Source organism: Streptomyces sp. R-07 (assembly GCF_049913175.1).
Lineage (GTDB): Bacteria > Actinomycetota > Actinomycetes > Streptomycetales > Streptomycetaceae > Streptomyces.
In genome coordinates, this window is the sequence record NZ_CP183978.1 from 1,661,342 (window position 1) to 1,677,494 (window position 16,153).

14 protein-coding genes are annotated in these 16,153 nt (G+C 73.7%); 4 read left to right on the forward strand and 10 right to left on the reverse strand.

The genetic code is table 11. The features are described 5' to 3' along the window. The first annotated feature begins 66 nt into the window (after positions 1-66). Positions 67-1,449 (forward strand): FAD-binding oxidoreductase, encoded by a 1,383-nt coding sequence (locus tag ACN9M0_RS07435; protein ID WP_366040531.1) that lies wholly within the window; start codon positions 67-69, stop codon positions 1,447-1,449. Positions 1,450-1,455: 6 nt separating this feature from the next. Here the strand turns inward: ACN9M0_RS07435 and ACN9M0_RS07440 are convergent, their stop codons facing one another. Then, positions 1,456-3,090 carry a flavin monoamine oxidase family protein gene (locus tag ACN9M0_RS07440; protein ID WP_399697987.1) on the reverse strand — a complete coding sequence of 545 codons (1,635 nt, stop codon included), beginning with the start codon at positions 3,088-3,090 and terminating at the stop codon, positions 1,456-1,458. 27 nt (positions 3,091-3,117) lie between these two features. Beyond that, on the reverse strand, positions 3,118-4,632 hold the full coding sequence (locus tag ACN9M0_RS07445; protein ID WP_366040529.1) for an APC family permease: 1,515 nt from the start codon (positions 4,630-4,632) through the stop codon (positions 3,118-3,120). 161 nt (positions 4,633-4,793) lie between these two features. On the opposite strand from ACN9M0_RS07445, the gene ACN9M0_RS07450 reads away from it, so the two are divergent. Continuing rightward, complete coding sequence (locus tag ACN9M0_RS07450; RefSeq protein WP_426403322.1) at positions 4,794-6,443, forward strand: PucR family transcriptional regulator; 1,650 nt, start codon at positions 4,794-4,796, stop codon at positions 6,441-6,443. A 30-nt stretch (positions 6,444-6,473) separates the two neighbouring features. On the opposite strand, the gene ACN9M0_RS07455 is transcribed toward ACN9M0_RS07450, so the two are convergent. The 6 genes from ACN9M0_RS07455 to ACN9M0_RS07480 form a co-directional block, all read right to left on the reverse strand. Next, complete coding sequence (locus ACN9M0_RS07455; RefSeq protein WP_366040527.1) at positions 6,474-7,553, reverse strand: glycosyltransferase family 4 protein; 1,080 nt, start codon at positions 7,551-7,553, stop codon at positions 6,474-6,476. A 191-nt stretch (positions 7,554-7,744) separates the two neighbouring features. Beyond that, complete coding sequence (locus tag ACN9M0_RS07460) at positions 7,745-8,446, reverse strand: hypothetical protein (RefSeq protein ID WP_426403323.1); 702 nt, start codon at positions 8,444-8,446, stop codon at positions 7,745-7,747. Further along, positions 8,443-10,185, reverse strand: a complete 1,743-nt coding sequence (gene recN, locus ACN9M0_RS07465; RefSeq protein WP_426403324.1) for a DNA repair protein RecN — start codon at positions 10,183-10,185, stop codon at positions 8,443-8,445. The genes ACN9M0_RS07460 and recN overlap by 4 nt, the downstream gene beginning before the upstream one ends. Positions 10,186-10,281: 96 nt before the next feature. Beyond that, entirely contained in the window at positions 10,282-11,205 is a 924-nt protein-coding gene (locus ACN9M0_RS07470; RefSeq protein WP_189805501.1) for an NAD kinase, read from the reverse strand. Then, the gene (locus ACN9M0_RS07475) at positions 11,202-12,017 is read right to left on the reverse strand and encodes a TlyA family RNA methyltransferase (protein ID WP_366040524.1); all 816 of its coding nucleotides are present in this window, start codon (positions 12,015-12,017) and stop codon (positions 11,202-11,204) included. The genes ACN9M0_RS07470 and ACN9M0_RS07475 overlap by 4 nt, the downstream gene beginning before the upstream one ends. Before the next feature lie 7 nt (positions 12,018-12,024). Beyond that, positions 12,025-12,294: a hypothetical protein gene (locus tag ACN9M0_RS07480; protein WP_399697994.1), complete on the reverse strand. Its 270-nt coding sequence runs from the start codon at positions 12,292-12,294 to the stop codon at positions 12,025-12,027. Between the two features lie 42 nt (positions 12,295-12,336). Here ACN9M0_RS07480 and ACN9M0_RS07485 point away from each other — a divergent pair, with 42 nt between their 5' ends. Next, on the forward strand, positions 12,337-12,684 hold the full coding sequence (locus ACN9M0_RS07485; protein WP_366040522.1) for an SCP2 sterol-binding domain-containing protein: 348 nt from the start codon (positions 12,337-12,339) through the stop codon (positions 12,682-12,684). Positions 12,685-12,718: 34 nt separating this feature from the next. Here the strand turns inward: ACN9M0_RS07485 and ACN9M0_RS07490 are convergent, their stop codons facing one another. Continuing rightward, positions 12,719-13,585, reverse strand: a complete 867-nt coding sequence (locus ACN9M0_RS07490; RefSeq protein ID WP_366040521.1) for an ABC transporter ATP-binding protein — start codon at positions 13,583-13,585, stop codon at positions 12,719-12,721. Between the two features lie 111 nt (positions 13,586-13,696). Then, a complete protein-coding gene (locus ACN9M0_RS07495; RefSeq protein ID WP_426403325.1) occupies positions 13,697-14,773 on the reverse strand; it encodes an HAD hydrolase-like protein in 1,077 nt (358 codons plus the stop codon). A 78-nt stretch (positions 14,774-14,851) separates the two neighbouring features. Between ACN9M0_RS07495 and ACN9M0_RS07500 the strand changes: the two genes are divergently transcribed. Continuing rightward, positions 14,852-16,147 carry a DUF1015 domain-containing protein gene (locus ACN9M0_RS07500; protein WP_426403326.1) on the forward strand — a complete coding sequence of 432 codons (1,296 nt, stop codon included), beginning with the start codon at positions 14,852-14,854 and terminating at the stop codon, positions 16,145-16,147. Positions 16,148-16,153: the final 6 nt, after the last annotated feature.

Sequence of the window (16,153 nt, forward strand, 5' to 3'; positions counted from 1 at the left end):
GGCGCCCCAGGGGGGCCGGACCTACGATGAGAAGGTCCCGTCCCCCCGCACGAAAGGGGGGCTCCCATGGGTCCCCACGTGTCCGAAAGCGCCCTGGCCGGACTGGTCGACGACCTGGCCGGTGAGGTGATCACCCCGGGCGGTCCGGGGTACGACGAGGCGCGTGCCCTGCACAACGGCATGATCGACCGGCGCCCGTCGGTGATCGCCCAGTGCGCCACCCAGGCCGACGTGTCCAACGCGATCCTGTTCGGCCGCGAGGCCGAGCTGCCGATCGCGGTGCGCGGCGGCGGGCACAGCGTCGCCGGCACCTCCATGATCGACGGCGCGCTGATCGTCGACCTCCGCCGGATGCACGGCGTCGTCGTGGACCCCGAGGCCATGACGGTACGGATCGAGGGCGGGGCGACCGGGGCACACCTGGACCACGCCTGCCAGCCGTTCCACGTGGCGACCACCGGCGGGCGGGTGTCCACCACCGGCGTCGGCGGATTCACGCTGGGGGGCGGATCGGGCTGGCTGGAGCGGAAGTTCGGTCTCGCCAGCGACAACCTGCTGGCCGCCGACCTGATCACCGCCGAGGGCAAGCACGTCCACACGGACGCGGAGGAGAATCCGGACCTGTTCTGGGCGCTGCACGGCGGCGGCGGCAACTTCGGGGTGGCGACCTCGCTGACGATGCGGCTGCACCCGCTGCCCCGGATGAGCGTGTCGATGCTGTTGTTCCTGCCCGACAACGCGCCCGAGGTGGTGCGCACCTTCCGTGATCTCGGCGCCGTCGCGCCCGACGAGATGGGCGGCGGCGCCATCTACATGCCGGCGCCCCCGGAGCCGTTCATCCCCGAGGAGCTGGTCGGCAAGCTGGTCTGCGGGGCGCTGTTCACGTACGCGGGTCCGGTCGAGGAGCTCCGCGAGTTCGCGGCGCCGCTGTTCGCGCTGAAGCCCGTGGTCGAGATCGTCACGGACATCCCGTACGTGGACCTGCAGTCGATGATGGACGACCCGCCGGGGCTGCGGAACTACTGGTCGGCCGAGTACCTGCGGGAGTTCTCCGACGAGGCCGTGGACGTCTTCTGCGACCGCGGTGCGGGGATCCCGGCGGGGACCGCCACCCAGCACGTGCTGTTCCTGATGGGCGGGGCCGTGGCCGCGGGGCCGTCCGAATATCCGCAGCCGTGGCGCACCGCGCCGTGGGCGGTGCACCCGTTCGCGACCTGGGAGGACCCCGCGTTCGACGAGCAGGCGAAGCAGTGGGTGCACGACGTACGGGCCGATGTGCGGCCGTGGGCGCTCGACGCGACGTATCTGAACTTCGTCGGCGCCGAGGGCGGGCAGCGGATCGTCTCCTCCTTCGGTGAGGAGAACTACCGCCGGCTCGCCGCCGTGAAGGCCGCTTACGACCCCGACAACGTGTTCCGCTTCAACCAGAACATCGTGCCGGCCGGCTGAGCCGGCTCAGCGCAGCACGGCGATCACCTCCTGGGCGGCGCGCTCGCCCTCGGTCGCGCCGCCCTCCATGAAGCCCTGGAAGTCGTAGGAGCAGTGCTCGCCGCCGATGTGGACGTTGCCCTGGGCGGTGCCCTCGTACCCGGCGTACCGGTGGAGGTAGCCCACGGGCCAGCAGGAGTACGCGCCGAGGGAGTACGGGTTCTTGTGCCAGGCGGAGAGCTGGGCGCGGCCCGTGTACGCCCGGGAGGTGCCGGGGAAGAAGGCGTCGATGCCGGCCAGGTAGCGGGTGACCAGGTTCCGGACGTACGGGTCGGACTCGGTGGAGAACGGCCCGGCGGGGTTCAGGTTCCGGGCCAGGCTGCCGCCGCCGTACTGGAGGAGGATCCCGCCGGTGCCGCCCTGGACCTTGGTGGTGTCCCAGGTCTGCTGGACCTCGGTGTCGGTGAAGCAGTCGCCGGCGGAGACCCCGGGCCAGGCTCCGGTGCCGCGCCAGGGCCGGGTGCCGAACTGCATGTTGAGCTTGGTGCAGTAGCCCATGCGCGCGTCCCGCAGGAGATTGCGCATGAGCGGGTCGAACCCGGCCTGGGAGGTGTCGAGTTGCTGGAGGATCGGCAGCGGGACGCACAGGATCGTGTGGTCGGCCGTGACGGTCCGGGTGGAGCCGCCCTCGGTGAAGGTGAGCGTCTGGGTGCCGTCGGCGTTGGCCCGTACGGCGGTCAGCGACCAGCCCATCTTCAGGGTGCCGGGGGCGAGTGCCCCGGCGACGGCGTTCGGGAGCCGGTCGTTGCCGCCGACGACGTGGTAGCGCTCGTTGGAGAGGCCCCAGATGTTGAAGTGGCCCGGATTGGTCTGGTAGCCCATGAGCAGGACGAGGGCGAGCGAGGACTGTTCGGTGGTGTCGGCGCCGTACTCGACGTTGTAGGCGACGTCGATGAACTTCCCGAGCGGCGAGGAGTGTCCGCCGGGGACCCGGGTCTCGATCCACTCGTACAGCGACATGTTGTCGAGGGCGGTGCCGGTGGGGGTGGTCTGGTTCCACTTCACCTCCCCCGCGTCGAGCAGGTCGCGGTGGAGGGCCTGGTAGACGGCGTTGAAGTCCTCGTCGGCCTGGGCGCGCGGGTAGTAGGCGCCGCCGAACCAGAGCACCTCCTCGGCGCCGTTGGGGCCGCCGCCGAGGAAGTCCTCGGTGGCGAGGCCGAATCGGCGACAGAGTTCGAGGATCTTCTTGTGGCTGGTGTCGATCAGCTCGCCGCCGATCTCGGAGGTCTGGCCGTACGCCCAGTGGTCCCGCTGGGTCCACATGCGGCCGCCGACCCTGGACGGGTTCGCCTCGTAGAGCACCGGGCTCAGACCGGCGTCCTGGAGGGTGAGGGCGGCGGTGAGGCCGGAGATCCCGGCGCCGACGACGGCGATCCGGGCGGTGCTCCTGACCGGCGGGGTGGTGGTGGCGGCCGCGGCGGGGACGGCCGAGCCGACGCCGACGGCGATGCCGGCGGCGGTGGCGTACTTGAGCAGGGACCGGCGCCCGAGGGCGTCCGCTCTCATGCCGCGCAGCTCGTCGACGGGGAGGTTCAGCCGCCGGGCGTCGGCGTGCTCGGCGGCGAGGTTCTTCAGGAGGTGCATCGGGTTGGTGCGTGCCATGGGGCGCTCCTGGAGGTGAGGGGGAATTCAGCTCTGGGGTACGGAGGCGGGGACGGGTGCTCCTTCGGCGGGGCGCTCGGTGGCGTCCTCCAGGACGATCCGGCCGATGATCTCGTAGCGCTCGGGCCGCTTGGCCTTGAGGTAGAAGCCGAGGCCGAGGCCGCCGAAGAAGACGGCGCCGACGATCCAGGGGATCGCCTTGAAGAAGAGGGAGTCGGCGGCGAGACCGGCCGCCGTCTCCATGTTCAGGACCAGCAGGACGACGACGGCGATCATCCCGACGCCGCCGAGGAGCGGGGCGGTGAGGGTCCTGAACCAGTGCCGGTCCTCGGGGTGGTTCTTGCGGAAGTAGCCGATGACGGCGAAGGAGCAGAGGGTCTGGACGATGAGGATCGCCATCGTGCCGAGGATCGCGAGCAGTGTGTAGAGGTGGATGTACGGGTCCTGGCCGGTGAGCCAGAAGGCGGCGACGAGGGCGACGGCGATCACGCTCTGCACGTACGAGGCGATGTACGGCGAGCCGTGCCGTGCGTGCGTGCGGCCGAGCGCCGGGTGGAGGAAGCCCTCCCGGCCGATGGCGTACAGATAGCGCGAGGCGCACTGGTGGAAGGCCATGCCGCAGGCGAAGGAGCCGGTGAGCAGCAGCCACTGGAAGGCGTCGACGGCCCAGGCGCCGATGAAGGTCTGGGTGGGCGCGAAGAACAGGTCGAGCGGGGAGGCGGAAGCGGAGAGCTTCACCGATCCGGCGAGCCCGTTCCCGGCGATCGTCATCCACGACACGTAGATGTAGAAGAGGCCGACGCCGACGACGGAGATCAGAGTGGCGCGCGGGATGACGCGCTTGGGGTCGCGGGACTCCTCGCCGTACATCGCGGTCGACTCGAAGCCGACCCAGGACCAGAAGGCGAAGAAGAGGCCGAGTCCGGCGGAGGTGCCGGTGAAGGCGTTCTTGGGGTTGATCGGCTCGACGGGGATGCCGTCGGGGCCGCCGCCGGCGATCAGGACGGCGGTGGCGACCGCGAAGAGGACGGCGATCTCGGCGATCAGCATCACCCCCAGCGCCTTGGCGGTCAGGTTGATGTCGAAGTACGACAGGACGGCGGTGACGGCCAGCATGACCGCCGCGTACAGGATCCACGGCACGTCGACGCCGAGCTGGTCGGCGACGGTCGTCTTGGCGAAGTAGGCGAAGACGCCGACGATCGAGGCCTCGAAGACGATGTACGCGAGGACGGCGAGCATGCCGGAGGCCATGCCGGCGATCCGGCCCAGGCCGTGCGAGATGTAGCCGTAGAAGGCGCCGGCGGCCGTGATCCGCTTGGCCATGGCGACGTATCCGACCGAGAAGACGGTCAGCACGACCGTCGCGAAGAGATATCCGGCGGGTGCGCCGGTGCCGTTGCCGAAGCCGACGGCGATGGGAAGGTTTCCGGTCATCGCCGTGATCGGGGCGGCGGTGGCGACGGCCATGAAGACGACGCCGACGAGTCCGACCGAGTTCGCCTTGAGCCGGTGGACCTCTGGGGTGGGGTTCTCTGCCATGGGCCGAGAGGATCCTCGCGAGTGACGTAGGCCACAATCGACAAGCGGTCGCACAATTCCCGCCACGGGGCGACGAGTTGTCGCCCTGGTGTACGAACTGTCCGGTCCCGTGACCGTGGGGTGATGTCGCCGAAACACGGACGCGGGTAGCGTCCGGCTCCATGGACAATCAGGGCGGGATCACCGTGCAGCGGGCGCTCGAGCTCCCCGGCCTGCGCGGCGGGCTCCCGGAGGTCGTGGCCGGCGCGGACCGGCTGCACCGCACGGTGCGCTGGGTACACGCGGGCGAAGTGCCGAACATCGCCTCGCTGCTCAAGGGCGGCGAGCTGCTCCTCACCACGGGCCTCGGCCTGGGCACCCGCCCGGCCGAGCAGCGGGCCTTCGTCCGCCGGCTCGCCGACCGGGGCATCGCGGCGCTCGTCGTCGAACTGGGCCCGCGCTTCGCACGGCTGCCCGCGACGATAGTGGAGACGGCCAGGGCTGCCGGGCTCCCCCTCGTCCAGCTCCACCGCGAGGTCCCCTTCGTCGCCGTCACGGAGGAGATCCACACCGAGATCGTCAACGGCCACTACGCCCTCCAGCGGCAGGCCGAGGAGGTCCACCGGCAGTGCACCGAGGCGCTGCTCGGCGGCGGCGGGGTCCCTCAGGTCCTGCGCATCCTCTCCGACTTCGCGGCGAACCCGGTCTTCCTGGAGACCGCCGACGGACAGCTGCTGTACGCGGCGGGCACCGAGTCCGCGCCCGCCGACCCGCTCCAGGTGTGGGACGGGCTGCGCGGCCAGCGGGCGGCCCGCGAGTCCGGCCCGCCCTCCGGCACGGTCCTCGTCGACGTGCCCGGCGGCGGCCCCGGTACGGGATCGGTACGGGCCCGCCTCGTCCTCCTCGCGGTCTCCGGCGCCCTCTCCCCCGTCCACCGGATGGCGGCCGAGCGGGCGGCGGGACTCCTCGCGGTCGTCCTCATGCAGGCACGCCAGGAGGAGGAGCTGGCCGCGCGCGGCCGGGGCGACTTCCTGACGGACCTCGCGGAGGGCCGGATCTCGGCGGAGGACGCCCCGGCCCAGGCGAGGGTCCTCGGCTTCAAGCCGGGCGACGGGCCTCTTCTGCCGGTGGTCATGCGCCTGGCCTCGGAACTCTCCCCCTCGGGCAACTGGGCGCTGCTGGCCCGCGCGGTCCTGGAGGAGCTGTCCTCGGTGGGCGTCCCGGCCCTCCTCGGCGTCCGCCCGGTCGAGGGCCGTGTCCCGCTGCTCCTGGGCCTGCGCTCGGAATCGGAACGCACGGCGGTCGCGGACCGGGTCGCGGCGGCGCTGCGCGCGGGCGTGGAGCGGGCCGGCCTGATGGGGGCACCCCCGGGCGGAGCCTGGGGGAGTTCGGGTGTGCACCCGCCGGTCGTCGTGGTCGGCGTCGCGGGCGGCTGGGCGGCGGCCTCGGCGGGCCTGCGGCACGCGGCGGAGACGGCGACGGCGGCGCAGGGCCTCTCGGACCTCCCCTGGTACGACGCCCGGCGCCTGGACATCGACCTGCTCCTGTGGCGCCTGCGGGAGCATCCGGACCTGGCGGCCTTCGTGGACCGGGCGATCGGCCCGCTGCGGGACCACGACCGCACGTCCCGCCCGCCGCTCCTGCCGACCCTGGAGACGTACCTGGCCCACGCGGGCCGCAAGGCGGAGACGGCCCGCGAGCTCCACCTCAACCGCCAGACCCTCTACAACCGCCTGGCCCGCATCTCGGAACTCCTGGGCACGGACCTGGACGACCCCCAAACGGTCCTGGCCCTCTCCCTGGCTTTCAGAGCCCGCCGCCACACGCCGTAGTCCACCGGCACAGGCCCGCGCCCGTGTGGGTCACCGCCCCGCCAACTCGTCATACACCGACAACACATGCGCCACCGTCTCGTCCTCCGTGGGCCAGGACCCCGCCTGCACCCGCCCCGCCGCCGCCAGGTCCATCCGCCGATCCACGTCCTCGAGGAGATCCCGCACCGCCCCCGCCAGGGCCCCCGCGTCCCCGTACGGCACCAACTCCGCCGCGTCCCCGACGAGTTCCGGTACGCCGCCGACCGCCGTCGCGACGAGCGGCACCCCGAGCCGGAGGGCTTCCTGCGCGAGCAGGGAGCGGGCCTCCCAGCGCGAGGGCAGGACGGCGACGTCGGCGGCCGCGAGCAGCTCGGCGACGTCGTCCCGGCGCCCGATGAGCCGTACGGCGAGCCGCTCGTCGACGATCCGCCTCTGCAGGGCGGCCCGTTCGCGCCCTTCCCCGGCGATCACGAGCAGCGGCTGCGGGTCGAGCTCCCGCCAGGACCTGGCCGCGTCGAGCAGCGTCCGGTACCCCCGGCCCCGTTCGAGCGCTCCGACGGCCATGACCAGGGGCCGGTCGACGGCGCCGAGTTCGGCGCGGGCCTTGCCGTCGTGGAGGCAGACGGGCCCGCGCGCGGGGGGCACGGTGACGGGGGCGAGGCGCGCGTCCCGGGCCCCGCGCCGCCGGGCCCGGTCGACGAGTTCGGAGGAGGTGCCGAGGACGACGGTCGCGGCCCGCGCGGCCTTCCGTTCCAGGAGCCGCAGGACCCCGCCGCGCGCCCCGTCCACGTGGTTGCGGCTGTGCCAGGTGGTCACGAGGGGCGCCCTGCCGCCGCCGGACAGCGCGAGCGCCGCCCGTACGGAGGCCTGGAGCCCGTGCGCGTGAACCACGTCCGCGCCGATGCAGGCGTTGCGGAGCGCGGTGACGGTCGCGGGGTCGCCGAGGCGCGGCAGGGGCACGAAGTGCGCGCCGGCGCCCAGGTAGTCGTATGCGCGGTCGAGTTCGGCCGGGGCGCACACGGTCACCCGCACGCCCCTCGCCACCAGCCCCGAGGCAAGTGATCGGACGTGCGCGCTACTGCCCGCGCCGCCGCCGCCCAGCACTTGGACCGTACGGAGCTGTGTCACGCGCCCAAGGATGCCAGTCCGTGCCCCCGACCGTACGCACGTTCCGGCACGGATGTGGCGTCGTTCCCCTGTGCGGAAGGCGTACGGCGCGGGGACTCACACCCCGGGTTCACCCACCCGGGTGAGCGCACGAGGTACCGAACGCTCCCCGGCACACGACAGCACACGCCCCGCGCGAAGTTCACGCCCCCTCAGGCGGAGGCCGCCCGCTCGCCCCACACGGCGGCCGCGATCAGCCCGGCCGCGTGCGCGGCGAGTCCGAGGCGCCCGTTGGAGGCGGCGACGGCGCTGCCGACGGCGGCGCCGAGGGCGTGCGCGCCGGTGTCGCCGAGCATGGTCCGCTCGCCGAGGTCGTCACCGAGGAGAGCCGCGACGGCCCCCATCGGCGCGGCGGCGAGCGGCCCGCGCGGCAGCCCGGGCGCGGAGAGCCCGAGCACGAGAAGGCCCGCGCGTCCCGGCCGTACGTCCACGAGGTTCACCAGGTGCGCGGTGCCGGCGATGACGACCCCGGCGAGGACCTTGTCGACCGGCTTCTCCTTGAGGAGCGCCCCGGCGACGAGAGAGGCGGCACCGATCCCGAACAGCTTCACCGCCCCGCTGGTCACCTCGCCGCCGCGCAGGGCCTCCAGGTGTGCCCGGAAGCCCCGCCGGTGGTCGCCCTTCATGTCGTCGTAGGCCCCGCAGGCCCCGGCGGCGAGCACCGCGAAGGCGGCGGGCTCGCTCCCCGTCCCGAGCGCCGCGCCGACGGCGGCGGCGGGCCCGGCGTACAGATCGACGCTCCGCCCCGCGTGGTTGGTCCGTTCCCAGTGCGTGCCGCCGGGCCCCCGCCGGAGACCCTCGTACACCGCCCTGGACACCCCGGCGGCGGTCCCGAAGGCGGCGAGGCGCCTCACCCGTCCGCCCGGGCCGTGGCGAGCAGCTCCTCCGCGTGGGCCCTGGCGGTCTCGGAGTCCTCCTGGCCGGCGAGCATCCGGGACAGCTCCCGGACGCGCTCCTCGCCCTCCAGGACGGTGACGCCGGAGCGGGTCACGGAGCCGTCGTTGGTCTTCTCGACGAGCAGCTGCCGGTCGGCGAAGGCCGCGACCTGCGGGAGGTGGGTGACGACCACGACCTGCGCGGACTTGGCGAGCTTGGCGAGCCGGCGGCCGATCTCGACGGCCGCCTTGCCGCCGACGCCCGCGTCGACCTCGTCGAAGAGGTAGGTCGGCACGGGGTCGACCCCGGCGAAGACGACCTCCACGGCGAGCATGACCCGGGACAGCTCGCCGCCGGACGCGCCCTTGGCGATGGGCCGGGGCGGGGCGCCGGGGTGCGGGGCGAGCAGGAGCTCGACCTCGTCGGCCCCGGACGGGCCGTAGGCGACCCGGCGGCCGCCGACCTCGACGCCCTCGGGGTCCTCGGTCTGGGCGACGGCGAAGGACACGCGCGCGTGCGGCATGGCCAGCGAGGCGAGTTCGGCGGTGACGGCGTCGGCGAACCGGGCGGCGGTCTCCGTACGGGCGTCGGTGAGCCGCTGCGCGAGCACCGAGAGCTCGTCGCGCAGCCGGTCCCGCTCGGCGGTGAGTTCCTCGATGCGGTCGTCGTCGCCGTCGAGCTCGCCGAGCCGGCCCGCGCTCTCCTCCGCCCAGGCGAGGACGGCGCCGATGTCCTCGCCGTACTTCCTGGTCAGCTGGGTGAGGGCCGCCCGCCGCTCCTCGACGGCGGCGAGCCGCAGCGGGTCGGCGTCCAGGTCGTCGGCGTATCCGGCCAGCTCCTGCGCCACATCGGACAGCAGGATGGAGATCTCGCCCATCCGGTCGGCGAGCCCGGCGAGCGCCGGGTCGTGCGAGCGTACGGCCTCCAGGGCCCGGCCCGCGCCCGCGACCAGCGTGGTCGCGTCGACGGACTCCGGGTCCTCGGGGTTGCCGGCGAGCGCACCGTGGGCGAGCGAGGCGGCGGAGGCGAGGGCCTCGGCGTGTCCGAGCCGCTCGGCCTCGGCGGCGAGTTCGGCGTCCTCCCCGGGGAGCGGGGCGACGGCCTCGATCTCGCCGAGGCCGAAGCGCAGCAAATCGGCCTCCTGGGCGCGTTCCCTGGCCCGGGTGGTGATCTCGTCCAGCTCGGTGGTGACGGCGCGCAGCCGCCGGTACGCCTCGCCGTAGGCGGCGAGCGGCACCGAGACGCCCTCGCCCGCGTACCGGTCGAGCGCGCCGCGCTGCCGGGCCGGCTTGAGCAGGCCCTGCTGGTCGGTCTGGCCGTGGACGGCGACGAGCTCGTCGGCGAGCTCGGCGAGGAGTCCGACGGGCACGGAGCGGCCGCCCAGGTGGGCGCGCGAGCGTCCCTCGGCGGAGACGGTACGGCTGACGAGGAGCACGCCGTCGTCGAGCTCGGCACCGGCCTCCTCGGCGCGTACGGCGGCGGGCGCGCCCGCGGGCACGCTGATCCGCCCCTCGACGACGGCCGAGCCCGCGCCGATCCGCACCAGGGCCGGGTCGGCACGTCCGCCGAGCAGCAGCCCCAGGCTGGTCACGACCATGGTCTTGCCCGCACCGGTCTCACCGGTCACCGCGGTGAAGCCGGGCGACAGCTCGACCACCGCGTCGTCGATGACCCCGAGTGACCGTATCCGCATCTCCTCCAGCACGCCCCAGACCATACGAGGTTTCCCCGGTCCGATGCGACATCGCCCCCGGGCGTAACCCTCCGGCGCGGCGATCGTTCGAGGAGTCCGGGCGGCCGGTGGCACGGAACGTCAGCGCGGCGCGCCCCGCCAGCCCGAGACCGGAAGGGCGAACTTGGCGACGAGCCGGTCCGTGAAGGAGGCGTGGTGCAGCCGGGCGAGCCGGACCGGCACGGCGCCCCGCCGCACCTCGACGCGCGCTCCCGCCGGGAGTTCCACGGTCCGCCGCCCGTCGCACCACAGCACCCCGTGCGGGGTGTGCGGCTCGACCTCGACCGCGAGCACCGACTCGGGGGTGGTGATCAGCGGCTTGGCGAAGAGGGCGTGGGCCCCGATCGGGACCATGAGCAGCGCCTCGACCTCGGGCCAGACGACGGGACCGCCCGCCGAGAAGGCGTAGGCGGTGGAGCCGGTGGGTGTCGCGCAGATCACCCCGTCGCAGCCGAAGCCGGTCACCGGGCGCCCGTCGATCGCGAGGACGACCTCCAGCATCCGCTCCGGCGAGACCTTCTGCACGGCGGCCTCGTTGAGCGCCCAGTCGCGGTGCAGGACGTCGCCGTTCTCGTACACGACGACGTCGAGGGTCATCCGCTCCTCGACCTCGTACGCCTTGGTGACGACCCGGTCGACGACCTTGTCGAGGTCGTCGCGCTCGGCCTCCGCGAGGAAGCCGACGCGCCCCAGGTTGACGCCGAGCATGGGCACCCCGGAGGCGCGGGAGAACTCGGCTCCGCGCAGCAGGGTGCCGTCGCCGCCGAGGACGACGAGGAGTTCACAGCCGTCGAGCGCGTCGGAGCAGGCCTCCGGCACCTTCTCGACGGACGGCGGCAGCGGCAGGTCCGCGGCCTCGGCCTCCAGGACGCGGACGCCGATGCCGCAGCGCAGCAGCCCCAGGACGACCAGTTCGGCGCTGCGCACGGCGGCCGGCCGGCCGGTGTGCGCGAGCAGGAAGACGGTGCGTGTTGTTCCCGATGGTGCTGCTGCAGTTGAGCTCAACGAGGTCCCTCCGCCACGGCGCGGTCGACATCCGCCGGATCCAGCGCGGGCGCGCCTGCCCGCAGCCACAGAAAGTACTCGACGTTGCCGGAGGGGCCGGGCAGCGGGCTGGCGGTGACGCCGAGGACGCCGAGGCCGAGCTCCGCGGCCCGCCGGGCCACGTTCTTCACGGCGTCCGCGCGGAGTTCGGTGGAGCGCACGACTCCGCCGGTGCCGAGCCGCTCCTTGCCCACCTCGAACTGCGGCTTGACCATGAGGACGAGGTCGGCTCCGGGCGCCGTGCAGGCCGCGAGGGCGGGCAGGACGAGACCGAGCGGGATGAAGGACAGGTCGCCGACGACGAGGTCGACCGGCACGCCGTCGATCGCGTCGAGCGTCAACTCGCGTACGTTCGTGCGGTCCTTCACGGTGACGCGCTCGTCGCTCTGCAGCGACCAGGCGAGCTGCCCGTAGCCGACGTCGACGGCGACGACATGGGCGGCGCCCGCGCGCAGCAGGACGTCGGTGAAGCCGCCGGTGGAGGCTCCGGCGTCCAGGGCGCGCCGCCCCTCGACCTTCAGTCCCCGCGGCACGAAGGCGGCGAAGGCCCCGGCGAGCTTGTGGCCGCCGCGCGAGACGTAGTCGGGGTCGTCGTCGTCCTGGACGACGACGATGGCCGCGGCGGTCTCGACCTGGGTGGCGGGCTTGGTGGCGACGGTCTTGCCGACGGTCACCCGGCCCGCGGCGATCAGCTGGCTGGCGTGCTCGCGCGAGCGCGCGAGCTTGCGCCGGACCAGCTCGGCGTCGAGACGGCGGCGTGCCACTCCTGCCACGTTCGGTTCAGCTCCTGTTGTCGTACGGACGGGGGGCGGGGTGCGTGTCGAGCGAGGTCAGCTCGTCGCGCAGTCCACGGTGTACATCCTCGTACACCTCCAGGTGTCCGTCCGCCGGGAGGTGGTCCAGCTCGGCGAGACGCGCGAGGCCGGCGTCGACGGCGGGATGGCCGGTGGGCTCCAGGGCGACACCGAGCGGCGCGGCCGCGGCGGGCTCGTACGTCTCCTCGGCGGCCTGGGCGTCCTGGTCGGAGGGGGCCGGCGTCTCGTCGCTCATGCCCCGACGCTACCGCGAAGCCCTGGGGTACCGTCGACGGCGATGGCGACGATCACGGAGTGCCGCGACGCACTGGACAGACTTTCGGACAATCTCGCGCGGGCCGACGACGGCGTGCGCGGTGCGGCCGCGCTCGACCGCAGCCTGAGCTGCCACATCACCGACCTCGACACGACCTTCACGGGCCGTCTCGCGGACGGCCGGATCCGGGTCGACTCCGCGGTGGAGGGCCCGCCGCCGGCCAAGGCGCAGATCCGGCTCGCGATGACCGGCGACGACCTGGTGGCGATGGTGGCCGGCGAGCTGAACTTCGCGAAGGCCTGGGCCGCCGGCCGGGTCAGACTGGAGGCCGGCTTCCGCGACCTCCTGCGCCTCCGGTCACTCCTGTGACCGGCTCCCGGGTGACCGGCGCCCGAGCCTCCGGTCACTTCTGCAGCGCGGGCTCCTGAGGCGCGGGCTCCTCGGCCCGCGCCTCCGCGGTCGGCCGGACGCGCGCCTTGCGCCCCGCGGGCACGACCAGCGGCGTCCCCGTCTCCGGGTCATCGATGACCTGGCAGCGCAGCCCGAAGACCCGCTCGACCAGCTCGGCGGTCACGACCTCCGACGGCGGGCCCTCGGCGACGACCTCGCCGTCGCGGACGGCGATGAGGTGGGTCGCGTACCGCGCGGCGTGGTTGAGGTCGTGGAGGACGGCGACGAGCGTCCGCCCCTGCGTCTCGTGGAGCTCGGCGCACAGGTCGAGGACGTCGATCTGGTGCTGGATGTCGAGGTACGTGGTCGGCTCGTCGAGCAGCAGCAGCGGGGTCTGCTGGGCGAGCGCCATGGCGATCCAGACGCGCTGGCGCTGACCGCCCGACAGCTCGTCGACGTACCGCTCGGCCAGCTCGGCGACACCGGTCGCCTCCATGGACTCACGGGTGATCCGCTCGTCCTCGGGGGACCACTGGCGGAGCAGCCCCTGGTGCGGGTAGCGGCCCCGCGCGACGAGGTCGGCGACGGTGATGCCGTCGGGGGCCACGGACGTCTGGGGCAGCAGCCCGAGGGTCCTGGCGACCTTCTTGGCGGGCATGGTCTGGATCGACTGCCCGTCGAGCAGGACGCGGCCCTCGCTGGGCTTCAGCATCCGGGAGAGGGCGCGCAGGAGGGTGGACTTGCCGCAGGCGTTGGGCCCGACGATGACGGTGAACGAGTTGTCGGGGATCGCGACGGACAGCTCGCGGGCGATGACCCGCTGCTCGTACGCCAGGGTGACCGATTCCGCGCTCAGGCGCTGCTGCTGCCGACCGTCCATACCCGCACTCCCGCTGTCTCGTCCGTGGTCATGTCCGGCGGTGACGACCCCGACCCACGCGAAGTTAGGTTAGCCTACCCAACTTCACTCACTGCCCCGGGCGCAGGCGGCTCACACCCCGAGCAGTGCGAGCGCCTTCCCCGCGTCCGGCACGCCCCCACCCGGCCTGTCCGCCTCCGACCAGGCCGCCCCGCACAGCGCCCGGACCCCGTCCATCACGTCCGCGCCCTCGCCCGGCGTGCCGTCGAGGACGAGCTCACCACCGCTCACGAAGGCCCTCCACCCCCCGCACACGAAGCCCCCGTCCCCGTCCGCCACGACCTCGGGCTGCCCCACGAGCAGCCCCCGCAGATCGGCCGCCACATACGTGGGACGGTGCTCGGGCACGGCCGTGAGCAGCTGCGCCACGTCCGTCACCCCGGTGAGGACGAGCAGCGAGTCCACCCCGCCGTTGAACGCGCCCTCGATGTCCGTGTCCAGCCGGTCCCCCACCACCAGCGGCCGCTCGGCCCCCGTCCGCAGCACGGTCTCCCTGTGCATCGGCGGCAGCGGCTTCCCCGCGACCTGGGGCTCGAACCGGCCCCCGGTGGCGATCCGCACGACCTCCACGGCCGCCCCGTTCCCCGGACCGATCCCGCGCGCCCCGGGAATCGTCAGGTCCGTGTTCGACGCGTACCACGGAACCCCCCGCCCCACCGCGTAGGCCGCCTCCGCGAACCGCGCCCACGGCATCCCCGGCCCGCCGTACCCCTGCACGACCGCCGCCGGGTCGTCGTCCGCCGACTCCACCGGCACCAGACCCCGCTCGCGCAGCGCCACCCGCAGCCCCTCGCCGCCGATCACGAGGACCCTGGACCCGGCCGGCACCTCGTCCGCGATCAGCCGGGCCACCGCCTGCGCCGAGGTGACGACGTCCCCGGCCTCCGCCGGCACCCCGAGCTCCGTCAGGTGCTCCGCCACCTCACCGGGCGTCCGCAGCGCGTTGTTGGTGACGTACGCCAGGTGCATCCCGCCGGCGCGGGCCACCCCGAGCGCCTCCACCGCGTGCGCGACGGCCTCCCCGCCCGCGTACACGACACCGTCCAGGTCCAGGAGCGCCGTGTCGTACGCCTCGCTCAGCGCGACCGCGCTGCTTCCCGGGCACTTCCTGCCGCCGCCACGCTGTCCCTGGCCGTTCCGCACCGTCACCGCACACTCCTCAGATCACCGGGTGAATTCCCCCACTCCCCCGATCATCGCGTATGCCCGCCCACATACGATGACGGGATGAACACATCAGGTCACGCGGCCGACGACGTCCGCGACGACGCCACAGGGCTGCGCCTGGCCCCGTTCCGCGGACTGCGTTACGTCCCCGAGCGGGTCGGCAGCCTCGCCGCCGTGACGTCCCCTCCCTACGACGTCGTCGTACGACCTGACGGACTGCTCCATCTGGAGTCCGCGGATCCGCACAACATCGTCCGGCTGATCCTGCCGCAGGCGATCACCGCCGGCACCCGCCACCGCAAGGCCGCCGTCACCCTCGACCGCTGGCTCGCGGACGGCGTCCTCGCCCCGGACCCGGAGCCCGCGCTCTACGTGTACGAGCAGCACGGCGACGGCATCCTCCAGCGCGGCATCATCGGCGCCCTGGAGCTCTCCACCCCGGCCGAGGGCATCGTCCTCCCCCACGAGGACGTCATGCCGCACGTCGTCGAGGACCGCGCCGCCCTGATGCGGACCACGGCCGCCAACCTGGAGCCGCTGCTCCTCACGTACGTCGGAGAGGGCGAGGGCGGCGCCGACGCGGTCATCGAGCGCACGATCCGGCGCGAGCCGCTGCTCGCCACCACCACGGAGGACGGCTTCCAGCACCGCCTCTGGTCGGTCACGGACCCCGCCGAACTCGCCGCGATCGCCGGTGAACTGGCCCGGCACCAGGCCCTCATCGCCGACGGCCACCACCGCTGGGCGACCTACCTGCGCCTCCGCGAGGAGCACGCGGCACCCGGCCCCTGGAACTACGGCCTGGTCCTCCTCATCGACACCGCCCGCTATCCCCTGCGGGTCCGCGCCATCCACCGCCTCCTCAACCGCCTGCCGGTCGCCGACGCGCTCGCCGCCCTCGGGGACTCCTTCCGGGTCCGGCGGATCGACCGGCCCCTGCCGGTCGCCCTGGAGGCCCTGGAGGCCGCCGCGGCCGAGGGCAACGCCTTCCTCCTGGCCGGCGACGGCGCCTTCCACCTCCTCGACCGCCCGGACTCCGTCCTCCTGGACCGCACGATCCGCACGGACCGTCCCCAGGCCTGGCGGACCCTGGACGCGACGGTCCTGCACTCCACCCTCCTGGAGCACGTCTGGCGCATCCCGGACGCCCCCGAGGACATCGCCTACATCCACGACACGGAGGCGGCGGTCGCCCAGGCGGAACGCCGCGGCGGTACGGCGGTCCTCATGCACCCGGTACGGGAGGAGGTCGTCCGCGACCTCGCCCGCCAGGGCGTCACGATGCCCCGCAAGTCGACCTCCTTCGGCCCGAAGCCCGCGACGGGCCTGGTCCTGCGAAGCCTCGCGCTGGACTGAGAGCAC